This is a genomic window from Microbacterium sp. Y547 (assembly GCF_057669785.1).
The window spans coordinates 1-17,266 of sequence record NZ_JBYHFN010000011.1 but is presented as its reverse complement, the minus strand read 5'-3'; the positions used below and the strand labels follow the sequence as shown (position 1 = coordinate 17,266).

Sequence of the window (17,266 nt, the reverse complement as noted above, 5' to 3'; positions counted from 1 at the left end):
GCTCTCGCTCTTCGAGTAAACCTTCACACCAAGGCAAGCGGGGGGGGCGCAGTGCGCCCCCCCGCTTGTCTGTGCGGGCAGCCGACGCGCGAAAGATGGGTCTTTCGATGACTGCCGTCACGCGCTAGAGTGACGGCAGCGCTTGCGAACGAGTGGGATCGTTCGCGCGGAGCTTGGGGCTCCCTAAGGCGCACACTGGGGAATACGGGCGGTTAGCGCCGCCTGTCGGTTATTTGCTGGGGGCAAGATGCCGACCGTAATTTGGGCACCCTTCCGGGTGACGCAACGATGACGGCCGTCGACGGTTCGACGACCTTCACACCATTCGTCGCCTACACGCCCATCGCCGCCGCGAGTGCGAAGACTGTCGATACGCGCACCGTTGCGAAGCCTCGCGCGTCGGGCTCGCTTGCGAACCGTCAACTGTGGGAACGCAGCTACCGCACACGCTTGAGGGTGACAGACGTGGTGATCGTCGTCGCCGCGTGCATACTGGCATCCTTCATCTCGATGCAGATCATCGATTCCGCTCTGCTGCGCACCGACCCGTGGGTGCTCGCGCGTATCCCGCTGGCGACGGCGCTGGTGTGGCTCGCGATGCTCTCGACCTTCAACACCCGGGATGCCTCGGTCTTCGGCTCGGGCGCCAGAGAATACAAGCGCGTTGCTCACGCCACAACCTTCGCGTTCGGCGCGTTGGCGATCGTGTTCGTGCTCTTCCAGTGGCAGGGCATCCGCACGCAGCTCTTCGTCGCACTGCCCGCCGGAGTGTTCGCGCTGCTTGTCAGCCGGTGGCTGTGGCGCAAGTGGCTCATACGCCAGCGTTCGTTCGCCCGCTACGCCTCTCGAACGGTCGTGGTGGGTGACCGTGACGACGTCGAGTATGTGATCGAAACGCTCGGTGCGAGCGGGCGCCTCGGCTACCTGGTCGTCGGTGCCGCCGTGCAGGACGCCGTGGTCGACTCGCTGGCCGTCGACTCGACGATCGTGCCGGTGCTGCGTGGCGACAGCTGGGTCGACCAGGCCGTCGCGATCGGGGCCGACACCATCATCGTGGCGAACCAGCCGCACGGTGACCCCGACTATGTCAAGCGTCTCGCCTGGCAGCTCGAGGGCACCGCGGCCGAACTCGTTCTCTCGAGCCGCATCGCCGACGTCGCGGGCCCGCGCATGTCGCTGCGCCCGGTCGAAGGCCTGCCGCTCATCCACGTGCAGATCCCAACGTTCGAAGGTGGCGCGCACCTGTTCAAGCGCGCGTTCGATATCGCGAGCTCGGTACTCGCTCTGCTCTTCTTCGCTCCGTTCGTCGCCGCGATCGCCCTCGCCATCAAGCTCGATTCGCGGGGACCGGTGTTCTTCCACCAGCGGCGCATCGGGCGCGATGGCGAGGAATTCCGCATGCTCAAGTTCCGCTCGATGCGGACGGATGCTGAAGACATGCTGCCCAACCTGATGACCGAGAACGAGGGTTCCGGTCTGCTGTTCAAGATGAAGGACGACCCGCGAGTGACGCGCGTCGGGCGCATCCTGCGCAAGTACTCGCTCGATGAGATCCCTCAGTTCCTGAACGTGCTGCGCGGCGATATGAGCGTCGTGGGACCCCGCCCGCCGCTGCCCTCTGAGGTGACCAGCTACGACGGCATCGTCTACCGTCGCCTCTACATCAAACCGGGCATCACGGGACCCTGGCAGGTGAGCGGTCGCAGCGACCTCTCGTGGGAGGAAAGCGTGCGCCTCGACCTGCGCTATGTCGAGAACTGGTCGGTGCTGGACGACATCATCCTGATGTGGCGCACCGTCAAGGTGATGGTGAAGCCGTCCGGAGCGTATTGACCCGACGATTTCGCGGCGTCAACAGACGCCGTCCAAGCCGGATCCGCGGCCGCGCTGCACCAGTTTTCCCCCGTGCTGCGTGCGCCGTTCGCCTCTCCCCCGAGGCTGGCCGCGGGTCCTTCACCATGAGCCGTGCATACTGAAAGTGAGGACGAGGGAATGACGAACCTACGCATCGCTCTCATCGGCACGCGCGGAATCCCCGCCGCGTACGGCGGGTTCGAGACCGCCGTCGAGGAAGTCGGTCGGCGTCTGGTCGAGCGTGGCCACGCGGTCGTCGTATACGGCCGCGATCGCGGCACGGCCGGCGATTACCACGACGGCATGCGACGGGTGACCCTGCCGTCGGTGAAGCAGAAGGCGCTCGAGACGCTGTCTCACACCGCGGCGTCCACTGTGCACGCGATCACGAAGGCTCGGCCCGACGTCGCGTTCGTGTTCAACGCCGCGAACTCGCCCTTCCTCCCCCTTCTGCGCGCACGGGGGATCCCCACCGCACTGCACATGGACGGCCTCGAGTGGCGTCGCGCCAAGTGGGGCGCGCGCGGCCGCGCCTATTACCGGTGGGCTGAGCAGTTCGGGGTGCGCAACGCGGATGCGCTGATCGCGGATGCGCCCGGCATCGCCGATTACTACCGCCATCAGTTCGATGTGCCGACCGAACTCATCCGGTACGGAGCCCCGATTCTCGAAGCGGCAGCGACGCACGGGGTGACGTCACTGAATCTTGAGCCCGGCGAGTACCACCTGGTCGTGGCGCGCTTCGAGCCCGAGAATCATGTCCGCGAGATCGTCGAGGGCTACGCCTCATCGGGCGCCACCAAGCCGCTCGTGGTCGTCGGCTCCGCTCCCTATGCCGCCGAGTACACGGACGCGATCTCACGCATCGCCGAGGGAGATGATCGCATCCGCCTGCTCGGCGCCGTGTATGACCAGGAACTTCTCGACGCACTGTACTTTCACGCCTACACATACGTGCACGGTCACTCGGTGGGCGGCACGAACCCGTCACTGCTACGCGCTATCGGCGCGGGCACGCCCGTCATCGCCTATGACGTCGGCTTCAACCGCGAGGTGCTCGGCAGTCGGGGCTGGTACTTCTCCGGAGCATCGGATGCAGCCGAGGCCATCGAGTCGTCAGAAAGCGACCCGGGTCGTGTCGACGCCGACGCGACGGCGTTGCGCAGCCGCGCCGAGTCGGTGTTTGTCTGGGATGACGTCGCAAACGACTATGAACAGCTCGCGCTGAGGCTGGCAGCGGGTGAGTCCGTGCACCCGGCGGCGCGGCGCGCGCGGCGCAACAGTTCCGAGTTCGAACAGTGAGTCACCACGAATCCACTCGCGACAGCGATCGCGAAGTCGCGGATCTCGAGGGCGAGCACAGCGCCGAGACGACGAAGGTCGTCGACGCCGCCCAGGAGCGTCGACTCAACACGAAGCGCGGAATCATCAAGTCGGTGGGTGGCAGCGCACTCGTCCGCATGGGTGTGATGCCGATCAGCGCGATCCTGGGGATCGTCGTCACACGCCTGATCATCGACAACTACGGAGAAGCTGCCTACGCGCAGTACATCCTCCTCGTCGGGGTTGCGGCACTCATCCCGTTTGCCGACTTGGGCCTGTCGGCCGCGATCATGAACGCCACTGCAGCCGCTGACGACCCACGCACTGACACACATCTGCGAGGCGTTCTGGTCTCGTGCATGCGCATCCTCGCGTGCTGCGCGATCGTTGTGGTCCTCGCCGCGCTGGCGATTCTGGGCTTCGGCCTGTGGGAACCGCTCCTCGGCGATGGCCTCAGCCTCGAAAGCGGAGCACTGGCTGCCACGCTGTGCCTCAGCATCCTCGGGGTGAACCTGCTCGTCTCGTTCGGTCAGCGGATTCTCATCGCGCTCGGGTTGAACATGCTCGTCGTGTTGTTGAACGGCCTGCAGACGCCGATCGTGCTCCTTGTGCTGTGGATCACGGTGTCAATCGGAGCGAACGGCGGCTACATCGCGGTGGCGTCGTACGGGGTCACACTCTCGGTGAGCATCATCGCTCTGGTCATCGCGGCGAGACGCGTATCGCCCGCCATCGGCGCCTCGGTCCGCGACGCCCTCTCACCCCGCAAGCGCGGCGCGAAAGTCTTCGACGTCGCCTGGCCGATGCTCATCCAGATGATCGCCTTGCCCCTCGCGATGTCGTCTGATCGACTCGTCCTCAGTCATCTCGGCACGCTCTCGCAACTCACCGAGTACAGTCTCGCGTCGCAGATGTTCACACCGTTGTTCGCCGTGATCTCCACCGCAGGAATGTCGCTCTGGCCCGTGTTCGCGCGTGCGCGTGCGCGTGGCACGGCCAGCGTACTGTCACCGTTCGTGATGTCGTTCGCATTCGCCGCGCTCGCGCTCGTGGCCTGCCTGACGATGGTGCTGCTGTCCGGCTGGCTGGCAGAGCTCGCCTCGGGCGGCGTCATCACGCTGGGCACGCCCATCCTCGTCCTGTTCACCATCTTCATCGTGCTTCAGGCCGCGAAGTATCCGTTCGGCATGTACCTCACCGATGCCAGCGGGCTTCGCTTCCAGGCCTACTTCATCGTGATCCTTCTTCCCATCAACCTCGGTCTCACGATCGTGTTCACGCCGATCCTCGGCGCTCCCGGGCCGCTTGTCGGCTCGATCGTCGGTGTGGCGCTGTGCCAGTTGATACCGAACATGATCCTCGTGCGACGTCGCATGGCCTCGGTCCGCGCCGCCAACGAGCCTGAGCTCGCCCCATCGACCGTTGACCCCGAAAGCTGATCATGACCTTCGACCAGACTCCGATGAGACGAATGAGGGTCGCCCAGATCGGCGACTACTCCGTCTCGAACTGGGGTGACCAACTCTATCCCAGCGTCACTGCGCACCTCTTCGAGGAATCGGGCCTGCAGGTCGAGACTTCGTATTTCGCTCCCCTCGCCGGCACGACGGTGAGCGGTGCGCCCATCACCCCCTTCACGCGCGTACGCCGGCAGCAGGCGGACCTCGTCGTCGTCGGCGGTGGTGATCTCATCAGATTCGACAATCGCACGGTCGCACTGGACCACATGTCGGTGCCGCACGAAGTCCGCCACCGCCGCCTGACGCGACTGCGCGCACGTCTCTACGCGCGGCGCCACTTCCTTCCCGGCCCAGGAGCGTGGGCGCCGCAAGACGGGTGGATTCCTCGAGTCCCCGCAGCGCTCCTGTCCGTGGGCGTCCACACGATCCCGGTCGCAGCGCGCTCAGCGCTCGTCAAGTATTCAGCCGCTTGGGTTCGCACCGAGAGCGGTGCGAAGCACCTGATCGGCGCGGGCATGCCCGAAAAGAGCGTCGTTCTCGGTCCAGACATGATCTTCGCGCTGCCGGAACTGCAGGAGCCCTCAGCAACGCGTGAGCGCGGTCGAGGGGTCATCAAGGCTCGGCTGCAGGAAGAGCGGCAGCTCGCGCTGTTCCACGCGACAACATTCCACGGATGGCCGCAAGCGAAGATCGAGAGGGCTCTTCGCACGCTGACGGACCTTCCCGTGGCCGTCCTTTCGCTCGGGGCCTACTCCGGCGAGGACCGCGTTCTCGCCGCGGCCGCCAAGACCGTCGGCGTTCACGCCCTCATCGGGCTCAGCGCGCCCGATATCACAGCGGTGCTCGCAGCCGCCGGCAGCGTCTTCACGACGAGCATGCACGCAGCCATCGTGGCGGGATCCTTCGGCACCCCGGTGCTTGTGCCCGGAGTGAAGAAGACGAGCGAAGCATTCGCCGTCTGCCCCGCGCCTCCGATGCTCGAAGGCGTCTCCGACCTGGACTTGGCCCCCACGATGGCGGCCCGACATGGAACCCGCGTCGCCCACGACCCCGCACCGAACGCGGAGGCAGCCCAAGCGAGTTTCGTCCGAACGCTGGAACTGACCGGCGCCGTCTGAGGGCCCTTCAAACCTGCTCGCCAGTCAGCGGACGGACTCCCCGGCGACGAAACCTGCGATCTGGCCGTGCAGTGTCTGGGTGGCTCCCCACGCGCTGTTCAATGTCGCGAGATGCTGTCTTCGTCGGCGGTGATGAACGTCTGGGATGTCGCGCGGGTCGACTTCGTTCCGCCACCGTTGGAGTCGACGAGGCACGAGGGGCGCCACGATCATCGTGCCCCGTCGCTGATGGAGGATGCCGGCATATTGCGCGAGCGGCTTGTCTTCGCCGTTCGATGTCGCCGACACTGACTTTCGTTCGCGCTGCGTCACCGGCTCCGCCCCGAGAGCGACCGCTTCGGGGAGCGTGAACGTTCGGCTCCGCAGCGCGGGGCGCAGAGTGGCGATCGCTGCACGTTCGTTCGTGGATGCCGCGATGATGAGATCTGCGCCATCGAGGTGCTCCGGATCCACCCGTGTGGATTGATGGCTCGCGAAGTCGTCGGCGTCGGCACCGCGCTGGGTCAACAGCCGCGATACGAGGTCGCACATCGGCAGGGCAGAATTAACGCTCACTCCTGCGCTGCTGATGGCCCACATAGCGGTGCCTCCGCCGCGCGCGGCTTCGGCGAACGAGTAGGCCATGAGCGGCGAGCGACACACATTCGCTGCGCAGATGAACAACATCGAGTACGGCACGGGACCCTCCGATCCCGGCTGGCTTCGTCGTCGCTGCCGATGAACGAGGGTGACGCGCTGCTGTTTCTTCAGTCCCGGGGCATCACGGGGATCGTCCGTTCTCACACTCGTTGCTTCTGCGGTATGCGTCTGTGCCGAACCGTGCCATGGGACTCAGCCACAGCCTTGGGCAGATGGGGCACCCCGGTCAAGTACTCGCGCCCTTCTTGCTGAGCGGCATCCCACGAGTAGGTGCTCGCCACTTTGCGGCTCGCGTGCAACACCGCCAGCGCGTCGAGGACACCCAGGCGAAGCCCAGCGTCCTTGATGATGTGTGCCCAGTGGAAGTCGAGTCCCCACCCGTAACGGAGGTCCGCCGGAAAGGGCAGCAGCAGTCGCTGCGCATCGGCCCGAACCAGCGTCACGGGTCCGACCTCGACGAAATCCGTCTCACGCGCAATGGTCAGCAGTCGTTGTTTCGTGAGGGGCCAGTTCGCGTTCGAGAACCGTGTCTGGGCCGGCTGCGCGAGAGCGAAGTCGAGGCGCTCACAGAGTTCGATGGCCGCATCGAGAAAGCCGGCGCGCGCAACAACGTCGTCATCTATGATGACCAGCCAGTCAGGCTCGCCCATCCCCTCGGTGAGGACGTTGAGGTTCTGGAACTTTCCCGCCTGCATATGGTCGTGTGTCGTGACATCTGCGAGCTCGGGCGGGATGTCGCCCATTGCGCCGAGCCGGAAGGTCACGTCATGGCGCGTCTTCTTCAGCTCTTCGACGAGCGAACGGATCGGTTCGGCATCACGGTAGATGCCGACCACGACGACACGGCGGGGAGGACCGCCCATATTCATCCGCGCGAGACCGCGGGCGTAGATGTTGTCGACCCATTCAGCGGCGCGACGCCCCGCGCGCTTGATGCCGTAACCCTTCAACCGAAGGCGCATGTCGCCACCGTGCTTTCGAAGGTCGCCGCGCTCACAGCTCACCCGGTGCGACCGCCTGGCGGTCCAGTTCATCAACGAAACGGGTGGCACGGCTGCGGGAAGTTCCCTTGCGCGGCGCGTACACGACGAGGGAGTGGAACAGGAAGCGCACGAAGAATGCCACGAACAGAGTCAGCGCTGTGGCGATGACGGCGGAGAAGTGCCAGCCGCTAACGAGCAGAGCCATGATCGGTATACGGATCAAGGCCTCGGCGTTGTTGAACGAGAACGACTTCGCAAAGCGCATGCCGACGCCGGAGGCCTGGTCGCGCATGTCGTGGAAGACGAACCGCTCGAGCAGCAGGAAGTTGGCGATGATCGTGACCTCTGCTGCGATCACGGCGGCCACGATGTAGTTGACCCCCATCGCGGTGAGCGCCCACACGATGAAGACGTTGGCTACGGCACCCAAGCCGCCGACGACCGCGAAGAGCGACATCTTCCCGAATCTCAGAGCCGTCAGCTGGGCGAGAAAGTGCATGCCCTGCCGGAAGGATGCCTTCGACTCACCAGCGAAGCGATCGGCGAAATCGAAGGGGATCTCAACGGCGCGCAGAGTCCGTCGCGCGAGGATCTCGAGCAGGATCTTGAACCCGCGTGGCTCGAGCGACTCGTGATCGATGGCGGTGCGGTCGACGAGAAAGAAGCCCGTCATGGGGTCAGTGACATCGCGCAGACGGATGGGGAACATCGCCCGCGTCACCGCAGTCGATGCGCGAGACACGAGCACACGGGTGCGATCTGCCAGGCCGGCGGAACTGCCCGCGCCCGAGTACCGCGAGGCCACGACCACGTCCGCGCCCCCGTGCAGCATTCGTGCGTACAACTCGGGGATCTTCTCGGGCGGATGCTGCAGGTCGCCGTCCATGACCAGGCACAGGTCGGCTCGCGCTGCGTCGAAGCCTTCGACGACTGCGCCGCCGAGACCGCCGGTCGGCTTGTCGCGGTGAATCAGCCGCACCGGCAACGGGGCGGTCTGAGCGACATCTTGCACGACACGCGGCGTGTCGTCCGTGCTGTCGTCGACGAAGATGATCTCGGCATCGATACTCGTGACCGCTGCCGCGATCCGCCGCACGAGCTCGGCGACGTTCGGCGCTTCGTTGAAGGTCGGCACGACGATACTCAGATCCACGCTCGTGCCCCCAATTTGCTCAGCATGGCGAGTACGTTCCGTGATCACCCCGCACAGAACGGTCCCCGCAGCACCCCCACAGGTGCGGTTCCCCAAATCACAATGATACGAGCGCGAGCAGCAAGAACCAAGCGGCCGCCTCATATCAGGTCTGACGCGACGGCGCCCGCGCGGCATGAGGTCTTTTTTCCAGACCGACCGGGCAGAATGGTGCTACTTATGAGTAGCACACGCCCACATTGAATGCGAAACGAGACCACGTGACTCTACGGGACTACCTGCTGTCTCTGCGGAAGAACTGGCTGGTCATCGTCGCTCTCGCCCTGCTCGGCGCCATAGGGGGGTTTGTCTACGCTCAGCTGCAGCCTGAGATCTATCGGGCACAGTCCTCGGTCGTGGTCATCCCCGCTCGCGGCGACAACACGAGCGAGCTCGTGCAGGGCTCCAACTACGTACAGAACCTCGTGCAGACCTACGCGGTCGTGGCGACTTCTCCTGTCGTGCTCAACCCTGTCATCCAGCAGCTGGGGCTCGACACGTCGCCGCAATCGCTCGGCGGCACTGTCACCGTCGAGTCACCGTTGAACACCGTGGTTCTCAACATCGCCGTCGTCAATCGCGACCCCGAGTTGGCAAAGGACATCGCGGACGCCGTCGCCGCTCAACTCTCACTCGCGGTGCGGAGCCTTTCGCCCCAGAACGCGGACAACCAGCCGGCCGTTCGCCTGGAGATCATCTCTCCCGCGCGAGCCCCGGGCTTTCCGGTGTCACCGAACGTGCGGATGCTCACCCTGATGGGAGGGCTCGGGGGCCTCGCCCTCGGCGTCTGCTCCGCGCTTCTGAGGCGCCTGCTGGCGACACGCCTCACCGGACCGGCTGACATCACGTCACTCACCGACACCGCAATCCTGGGCGATGTGACGCAGGTGGCTTCTGGTCGTTCGTTGCCGACCGCCATCCGAGCTGATCCGACCGGCTCTTCCGCGGAAGCGATCCGGGGGATCGTCGCGAATCTGCGCTTCGCCAACGTGGACGGCCATGCAAAGGTGATCTTGTTCACGTCGGGCATGTCCGGCGAGGGCAAGTCATCCGTGAGTGTCTCTGTCGCCCAGATCATGGCTGAGCAGGGAGCGAAGGTTCTCCTCGTCGATACCGACCTGCGACGAGCTTCCGTGGACACGTATACGCAGCTCGAAGGCTCGGTGGGGCTCACGACGCTGCTTCTGGGTGATGTAACCCTCGATGAGGCCGTCCAGTCGTGGGGCAACGACAGGCTCGATGTGCTTACCAGCGGAACGCTGCCTCCGAACCCTGGCCAGCTGCTGACGTCGGAGCATCTCCGTGACTTCGTCCACTCGGCGCGAGAACGCTATGACTGCGTCATCCTCGACAGCGCCCCCGTTCTCGCGGTGAGCGACCCTCTGTGGCTGGCACCGGTCGTCGACGGAATCGTCGTGGTGGCCCGCTCACGCGTCACCAAGCGCGACATGCTGCTGCGAACGATCGCGGCACTCGAGACGACGCGCGTGCCGATCATGGGTATCATCCTCAACGGCGTCAAACGCACCAACCACACCAGCCCTTACTACCGCGCCGAAGAGAAGAAGCGGCCCTTCAGCCGGTCCGCCCCAGTCAGATGACGACCAGCTCCACGACGGGCGTGCAACCGCGCGGGGGGACATGGCTCACAGCCCTCGGGATCTTCCTCGGCGCCACCGTCATCGCGGCGATCGCCTCTCCGACGGTGTCGCTGTGGACGGACGAGGCTGTCACCATCTCGGCCGCTGACCGCACGCTGCCAGAGTTGTGGGCGCTGCTCCAGCGCATCGACGCGGTGCACGCGGTGTACTACGCCTTCATGAACGGCTGGATCGACCTCGTCGGGGTTTCACCCTTCATGCTCCGCCTGCCCAGCGCACTCGCGGCGGGAGGCGTCGCGCTCGGCGTGTACGCGCTCACGCGCCTGATCGGGACCGAGGGGACTGCGATCACCGCTGCAGCCGTGGCCGCCACGCTTCCTCGACTCACGTGGGCAGGCATCGAGGCTCGACCCTTCGTCTTCTCGGCGTTGGCAGCGGTCTGGGCGACGTACCTGTTCGTCAGGGCAGTACGTTCAGCGCGGGTGTGGGCGTGGGGCGCCTACGGCGCCGTCGCTGCGCTGGGCGTGGCGATCAACGTGTATCTCGTCATGCTCGTTATCGCCCACGCCGTCACCGCCGTGATGATCGCGCGTCGTGACCGCCGGACGCTTCTCCGTTTCGCCGTATCGGCGGTTGCCATCGCCGCACTGACGTCACCGTTGCTGTTGCTCGTGCGGTCGCAGCAGGCCCAGCTGGGATCGAGCGGCGACCGCAGCTTCTTCAGCATTGCGCGAAAGGTGCTGATCAATCAGTATTTCCTGGGCGAGACTCCCGATGACCGAGTCGGTCCGACCTGGTTCACGCTCGGCTGGCAGGGCGCTGCCATCGTGGCTGCCGTCCTGGGGATAGCGGCCATGGTTCTCGCCGTCGTCCGCCGCCCCCGAGCGGGCGATCGCAAGCACGAGATCCTGGCGATCGTGCTGCCATGGATCATTCTTCCGACCGCGCTCGTCGCGGTGTACGCCGTCGCGGTCGCCCCTATCTATCAGCCCCGCTACTTCACCTTCACAGCGCCGGCCGCGGCCATCCTCATTGCGGTCGGCATCCGCTCCCTCGGCCGCCGGTGGGTGACGGTCGCCGCGGTCAGCATCTACGCCCTCTGCCTGCTCGTGATCCTGCTCTCGCAGAGAACCCCCTTCGCGAAAGGCGGCAGCGATTGGTCCGCCGTCGCACATGTCGTCTCCGAGCAGACGTCCCGCGGCGACGCGGTGTATTTCGCTCCTCGATACCCCGAGCGCGCGGTCGTCAATCAAACGACGCGGCGCGTCGCCGAGGCGTATCCGGACGCCTTCGATGGGCTCGTCGACCTGACTGTCGAGACGACCGGCGCCGCATCGGGATCTTTGGACGGCACCTCGCGGGCGATCGAGGACGTCCGATCAGATCTCGCCGACTTCGACAGAGTCTGGGCGGTGTTCAGCGTCAAGTCACTGCCCGCCACCCTCGAAGAGAGCAACACGGTCATGGGCGACCTCGGATTCGAAGGCCGAAACGTCTGGGAAGGCCCCTCCACGCTCGTCGTCGAATACGTCCGGCAGTGAGCGGTTCGTGCTGCCTGCGGCGCGCTCATTTTCGTGAGACTTGTCTCATTATCCGCCGTGATCTGCGCCGCACTCGGTAGGGTTCTTCCAACCCGCACCGACGCGCTATGGCGCGGCGCCATAGCGCGGCACACCCCCAACCGCGTCGACCTCCTGCCTGAGGTCATCGTGCGGCCGCGTACCGCTGTGCCCTACCGGAGATCCCCTGTGCATACCCCCTTCGTTCGACGTACCTCGCGCGCCCGGCGCGCTTTCCGACCCCGACTCGTCGCCACCGCCACAATGGCCACCCTGGCGATCATCGCCTCCGCCCTGGTCGCCCAACCCGCGTCGGCCGCATCCACCGTCGTCCTGGACGACACCTTCGACCGCTCTGTCTCCAAGGGCTGGGGCGAAACCGCGACGGGTGGCGCCTACCGCGGGTGGTTCTCGGGCGACTCCATGTCGGTGAACTCCGGAGTGGCTCGTCTGGCCATGGGCGCAGGCGAAGGCGCGTCGGTCATCCTGAGCTCCGCCACCGCCCGCGACGCCCGCTCCGACGTCACGGTTCGATTCGACGCCCTCGCCGGCAGCGCGTATTACGCCACGGTGCTGCGCCACCAGGCAGACGGTTCCCAGTACCGGGCACGGCTGGAACTGAACTCCTCCGCGATCCCCTTCCTCGCTGTGTCCCGCGTCAACGGCGGCGTCGAGAAGTCCGTGGGCATCGTCAAGCTCAGCACCGCCGTGCAGAAGTCGACGTGGTACACACTGTCCTTCAGCGTGACCGGCGTGTCACCCGTCACCATTCGGGCCAGCCTGTCCAAGGTCGGCGAGCCGGTTCCGGCCCCGCAGCTCAACGTCAGCGACTCCAGCGGTGAGCGCATCACCGCCGGCGGCGGCGTCGGCTGGTGGGCCTACAAGTCCGGCGGCGCGACGGACGGCACCATCTCTCTCGACAGGTTCACCGTCGCGGACGGTGCCGATCCGTTGCCGCTGGCCACGGCTCCGGTGCCGGTGCCGGCACCCACGCCTACCCCGACTCCGACTCCGACGCCTACCCCGACTCCGACGCCTACCCCCACACCCACCCCGCCGCCCGCTCCGCCCGTGACCGCGCCTCCGGTCGAGGTCGAGCCCCAGCCCGAGGCCCCCGCCCCGGTCAGCGGTCGCGGATCCGTCGCCGTCGGTGCGGCCTCGTACGCGGTGCCCGCAGGCGCCATCTATGTCAGCAACAGCTCGACGCAGTCGGCCCAGACGGGCACGGTGTCCGCACCCTTCAAGTCCGTCCAGGCCGCGGTGAATGCCGCGAAGTCCGGTGCCACGATCGTCGTCCGTGCCGGCACCTACAACGAGTCGGTTTCGATTCCGTGGGGCAAGGCGGTCACGGTGCAGGCGTACCCGAAAGAAGCCGTGTGGTTCGACGGTTCGATCCCCGTGACCAACTGGGCGGCATCGGGCAAGGTCTGGGTCGCCTCCAACTGGAGTGCGCAGTTCCCCAACGACATGGGCGGTCAGGCTTCCCGATTCGTACGCGCGGACGCCCCGATGGCCAATCACCCCGATCAGCTGTTCATCGACGGTGTCGCGCAGAAGCAGGTCGCATCGGCTTCCGATGTCGTCGCGGGTACCTTCGCCGTTGATTACGCAGGAAAGCGCCTCATTCTCGGCACGAACCCGGCGGGAAAGAGCGTCCGTGCGAGCAACCTGAGCCAGGCCTTCGACGTCATGTCCACGAACGTCACGCTGCAGGGCTTCGGCGTCCGCCGCTACGCCACGACGCACGGCGCCAGCGGCGCGGTGCGTATGCAGAACACGTTCGCGACGGTGCGCGACCTTGTCATCACCGATAATGCGCTCGTCGGCCTCAACGTCAACAACAACGACGGTCACGTCGAACGCGTGACGATACAGCGGAATGGAATGATGGGCTTCGGCGCGAACGCCGCCTACCGGCTCGTCGTCCGCGACTCCCTTGTCACAGAGAACAACGTGGAGCGCTTCAAGGACGCACCTGTCGCGGGTGGGATGAAGATCACCCGGGCACGGGGCGTGCAGATCCATAACGTCGATGCGAGCAACAACACCGGCGCCGGCTTGTGGTTCGACGAGTCGTGCTACGACATCTCTGTGACCCGATCCTCGTTCAACAACAACTCGACGACGGGTCTGCAGCTCGAGCTGTCGGCCAAGGCGATCATCGCGGGCAACCAGACGATCGGCGGCGGCACCGGGATGATGATCTACAACACCTCCGACGTGCAGATCTTCAACAACGACATCGGCGCGGGCGTCGACAACGGCATTCGCCTGAAGCAGGATGAGCGCCGTCAGGCCAAGGCTGGCTCGGTGGGCCGTGACCCGCGCGTCGGCGGAGTCGACCCCACCGTGCCGTGGATCGTTCAGAACATCACGATCTCCAACAATGTGTTCGGTGCGGGCGGACCGTACTCGATCCGGGCCCTGGATGGCTCGACGAACCGCGCCGTGGACACCTGGAACGTCGTCATCACTGGAAACCTGTTCAACAACAAGGCCGCGGGCGGACCGACGATGGTCGCGTGGGGCAAGGGAGACAACAAGACTCTCGAGGCGTACAACACGCCGGCCGCACTCGCCTCTGCGAAGGGCGCCACGTGGAACAACGCGATGATCAACACTGCGAAGCGCATCGAGCAGATGGGTTCGGACGCGACCGCTCATGCTGCGACCGCAGTGCCGATCCCAGCAGACGTGGCCCGGCTCCTCGGGTGGCCGACAGGCACGAAGCGACTCGGCGCGGGCTTCTAAACTCAGCGTCAATAAGCGGGCGAGGGCGCGAGCTTCTCGCCCGCTTATTGGTTCGGCCCGACACACGCGGACGCCATGAGCAGCGGGCGGTCGCATGGCACACCTCAGCTCGTACGCCACGACGCGGCAGTTCCCGTGAGCGTGGCCACATATCGCCTCGAGCATGTGGGTTCGTCTGGCCCATCGTCGACGTAGCGACACCGAGGCAGGGGTCTCACTTTGCGCGGTGGGCTTTCTCCTTGAGCGCCCCGAGCTCCTCGGGTTTCCTAGCCTGCGCCACCAATGCGAGCGCCAGCGGCAAGAGTGTGATCGAAGTGTAAATCGGGCTGAACGCGAGATCCCAGCTAGACCTAATCACCAGATAGGTGACTACCGCGGAGGCGGTGCCCGCGGCAACCGAAGTGGCGATCCCTCGGACGAGCTGGAACAGGCACAGGGCGGCGAGACAGGCGCCAAGCGGCCCGAACATCACCCACAGGTCCCCTACAACCGAGTGAACTTCGAACACGCCAGCGAACATGTAGTTCTCTACATAGCCGTTGTTGGGGTCGTAACCCAGGCCCGCCATCCCCGATTTCGCCACAAGAACCTGCGACGGAGTCGGCATCGCGCCGGATCCGAGCCCCATGGGGTGAGCGGATATGAGAGCGAACGCAGCGCCCATCTCCGGGCGACCTCCCGCAAGCAGCGACCCGCTCGACGCGATTTGCGCCTCGCTACGCGATCGGATCTCGTCGCCGAGCATGCCCTCGAGGATTGCTCCCTGCAGAAGGAAATATGCGCCCGCCAGAACACCCGCGATCTGCAGAACGAGACCCCATCGCGCGGCCGCACCCACCCTTTTCTGTCGATCGCTCCTTTGATCCGACATCATTGCCAACGCTGCGGCGACGAGCAGGAACCCGGCGGCCGATCTTGAATCGAACGCCACGCACACTGCCGCCAAGACGACAGAGACGACTACTTGGAGCCACTTTCGTCGATACACACCGCCCAGAGTGAGAGCGAGCAGCGTAAGCGGTAAGGCAAAGCTGAACTTCCACGGGTTGGCAGAGCTGATGCCGTTTAGTGCGACACTCACGAGCAAGCCGACCGCGAACCACTGGATGACGCTCCGACTCCCGAGAAGAGCCCGCGCCCATAACAGCACCGCTAAAACTGCGGGCAGGCTGAGGAGTCGTAGCGACTGAGCAATCATGAGGGAGGTCGATCTGGGACCTGTCGAGAGCTCCGTAAGTAGGTACCCAGCGATGATCGATGCGACAACAACCCACGCCAGAAGCACCATGCCGCGATAGCGGCGCAAGTACGGACCGGCGACGGGCAGCAGCAGCACGGCGACGACGAGCCCAAAGGGAACACTGAGCGGAAGCTGCACCCGGACCGCGACGAGCGCAGCCGCGAGACTGGCGAGCGCTATCTCGTGGGGCCTGGCTTCCGGAGGTTGTGCGATCTCCTGCACGCGGTCGACCCGGGCACGTCGCTCGATGTCATGCTCCTCGCTCGAATGGCTGGAAGCCCCTCGTCGGCTTTACTGGCCTCTGATCCTATGGCCGCTGAGGCGCCGGGCGAAGTGCGACCCTGCTCGGCGGCAACTCAAAGAGCAATCCCACCATCCTCGAACGCTTCTGCAACACGGCCAGTCCCCACGAAGCAGCAAGTGCGCCCACGAAGAGCATCATCAGAATGAGGGAAGCCGACTGAATCCCAGCACGGACCAGCAGATGGGCGCCGGCCGCGACGACGACCCAGTGCACGGTGTAGTACACGATCGAATTCCGACCGATGCTGACTATTGGAGCTGCAGATCGTAGATGCGAGACGCGTTCGGCGATGAACCGTGTCCCGACAAGCAACGCAATCACCGCTATGAGAGTAAGGGCGCCGTATCGAACGGCAATACCCACCGAACTGAGCCAGACCGTCGTCGCGAGAACCAGCAATGATGCAAGCAGCGCCACGGGGTGGCTGGACGCCCAAGCCCAGGGCCGTGGAAAGCGCGCGGCGAGGTCACCGAGAAAGAAGAACGCGAGAAGGAACGTGAGCCGGCTCCAGCCATCACCGTCTGCCACGATGAGGCTGAGCGCCAACAAGAACGGGATGGCTATCGCTCGAAGCAGCGGCGTGGTTGCCAGCGCGATGAGGTAGAACAGGAGCAGATAGGCCAAGTACCACGTGTAGGTCCTCGGGTCCAGGATGATCGATGGCGCGTCGGCTATCGAGTAGTTCCCGTCGCCGAAGACCTGGCTTGCTACGACCAGAAATGTGACAATCACTCCGGTCCAGACCAAGTACGGCCAACCTATCTTTCGGAGTTTTCCGCTCACGTATTCGCGCCTTGGCTTGGCAAGCGAGCGCGTGAGCAGCATTCCCGATAAGAACATCAAGAGAGGCATCCGATACGGTGCCACGACCTCATTCAGCACGACGGCCAAACGCGGTGGCTCTAGATCCCCGACGTTGAGGGCGATCACTGCGTGGTAGAAGACAACTAGCACGATCGCGAAGCCGCGCAGCCAGTCAACCCACTCCAGGCGGTGTGCTGATCCAGCGGGCCGTTGCCCTGTCGGGTAGCTGCTCACAGGTGTGCCAGCGGTCTCACGGGGTGGGGGTGGTGACGGTGATCTCGGGGAAGCTCACCCGCAGCGGATACGACGCCGCCGAGGTCGGAACCTGCGTCGATACCGCCACCGAACCGGCAGCCTGCAACACAGCCGTCGAATCCGTACGCGTGACCTGCCACCCCGCCGGCTCCGACTGAGCACCCGCCCAGACCTTGCCCGACA

13 protein-coding genes are annotated in these 17,266 nt (G+C 65.3%); 7 read left to right on the top strand and 6 right to left on the bottom strand.

Annotation, left to right across the window (positions count from 1 at the left end):
• Nucleotides 1–288 precede the first annotated feature (288 nt).
• The 4 genes from AC25Y0_RS12805 to AC25Y0_RS12790 all read left to right on the top strand — a co-directional run bounded on the left by AC25Y0_RS12805 (nt 289) and on the right by AC25Y0_RS12790 (nt 5,755).
• On the top strand, nt 289–1,833 hold the full coding sequence (locus tag AC25Y0_RS12805; protein ID WP_488124197.1) for a sugar transferase: 1,545 nt from the start codon (nt 289–291) through the stop codon (nt 1,831–1,833).
• Nucleotides 1,834–1,992: 159 nt separating this feature from the next.
• Nucleotides 1,993–3,156: a DUF1972 domain-containing protein gene (locus AC25Y0_RS12800; protein ID WP_488124198.1), complete on the top strand. Its 1,164-nt coding sequence runs from the start codon at nt 1,993–1,995 to the stop codon at nt 3,154–3,156.
• Nucleotides 3,153–4,616 carry a lipopolysaccharide biosynthesis protein gene (locus AC25Y0_RS12795; RefSeq protein WP_488134771.1) on the top strand — a complete coding sequence of 488 codons (1,464 nt, stop codon included), beginning with the start codon at nt 3,153–3,155 and terminating at the stop codon, nt 4,614–4,616. The genes AC25Y0_RS12800 and AC25Y0_RS12795 overlap by 4 nt, the downstream gene beginning before the upstream one ends.
• Before the next feature lie 32 nt (nt 4,617–4,648).
• On the top strand, nt 4,649–5,755 hold the full coding sequence (locus AC25Y0_RS12790; RefSeq protein ID WP_488124200.1) for a polysaccharide pyruvyl transferase family protein: 1,107 nt from the start codon (nt 4,649–4,651) through the stop codon (nt 5,753–5,755).
• 24 nt (nt 5,756–5,779) lie between these two features.
• Here AC25Y0_RS12790 and AC25Y0_RS12785 read toward each other — a convergent pair whose 3' ends face one another.
• The 3 genes from AC25Y0_RS12785 to AC25Y0_RS12775 form a co-directional block, all read right to left on the bottom strand.
• The gene (locus AC25Y0_RS12785) at nt 5,780–6,433 is read right to left on the bottom strand and encodes an arsenate reductase/protein-tyrosine-phosphatase family protein (protein ID WP_488124201.1); all 654 of its coding nucleotides are present in this window, start codon (nt 6,431–6,433) and stop codon (nt 5,780–5,782) included.
• 101 nt (nt 6,434–6,534) lie between these two features.
• Nucleotides 6,535–7,356, bottom strand: coding sequence for a hypothetical protein (locus AC25Y0_RS12780; protein WP_488124202.1), 822 nt, complete (start codon nt 7,354–7,356; stop codon nt 6,535–6,537).
• A gap of 31 nt (nt 7,357–7,387) precedes the next feature.
• Entirely contained in the window at nt 7,388–8,530 is a 1,143-nt protein-coding gene (locus AC25Y0_RS12775; RefSeq protein WP_488124203.1) for a glycosyltransferase, read from the bottom strand.
• Between the two features lie 260 nt (nt 8,531–8,790).
• On the opposite strand from AC25Y0_RS12775, the gene AC25Y0_RS12770 reads away from it, so the two are divergent.
• The 3 genes from AC25Y0_RS12770 to AC25Y0_RS12760 all read left to right on the top strand — a co-directional run bounded on the left by AC25Y0_RS12770 (nt 8,791) and on the right by AC25Y0_RS12760 (nt 14,480).
• Nucleotides 8,791–10,170 carry a tyrosine-protein kinase domain-containing protein gene (locus AC25Y0_RS12770; RefSeq protein ID WP_488124204.1) on the top strand — a complete coding sequence of 460 codons (1,380 nt, stop codon included), beginning with the start codon at nt 8,791–8,793 and terminating at the stop codon, nt 10,168–10,170.
• The gene (locus AC25Y0_RS12765; RefSeq protein ID WP_488134770.1) at nt 10,167–11,711 is read left to right on the top strand and encodes a glycosyltransferase family 39 protein; all 1,545 of its coding nucleotides are present in this window, start codon (nt 10,167–10,169) and stop codon (nt 11,709–11,711) included. The genes AC25Y0_RS12770 and AC25Y0_RS12765 overlap by 4 nt, the downstream gene beginning before the upstream one ends.
• A 282-nt stretch (nt 11,712–11,993) precedes the next feature.
• Nucleotides 11,994–14,480 carry a right-handed parallel beta-helix repeat-containing protein gene (locus tag AC25Y0_RS12760; RefSeq protein WP_488134769.1) on the top strand — a complete coding sequence of 829 codons (2,487 nt, stop codon included), beginning with the start codon at nt 11,994–11,996 and terminating at the stop codon, nt 14,478–14,480.
• A 214-nt stretch (nt 14,481–14,694) separates the two neighbouring features.
• Here the strand turns inward: AC25Y0_RS12760 and AC25Y0_RS12755 are convergent, their stop codons facing one another.
• The 3 genes from AC25Y0_RS12755 to AC25Y0_RS12745 all read right to left on the bottom strand — a co-directional run.
• Nucleotides 14,695–15,942, bottom strand: coding sequence for a hypothetical protein (locus AC25Y0_RS12755; protein ID WP_488134768.1), 1,248 nt, complete (start codon nt 15,940–15,942; stop codon nt 14,695–14,697).
• An 85-nt stretch (nt 15,943–16,027) separates the two neighbouring features.
• Nucleotides 16,028–17,062 (bottom strand): acyltransferase family protein, encoded by a 1,035-nt coding sequence (locus AC25Y0_RS12750; protein WP_488134767.1) that lies wholly within the window; start codon nt 17,060–17,062, stop codon nt 16,028–16,030.
• A 16-nt stretch (nt 17,063–17,078) separates the two neighbouring features.
• Nucleotides 17,079–17,266: hypothetical protein (locus AC25Y0_RS12745; RefSeq protein ID WP_488134766.1), on the bottom strand; the 188-nt coding region annotated here is incomplete at its 5' end.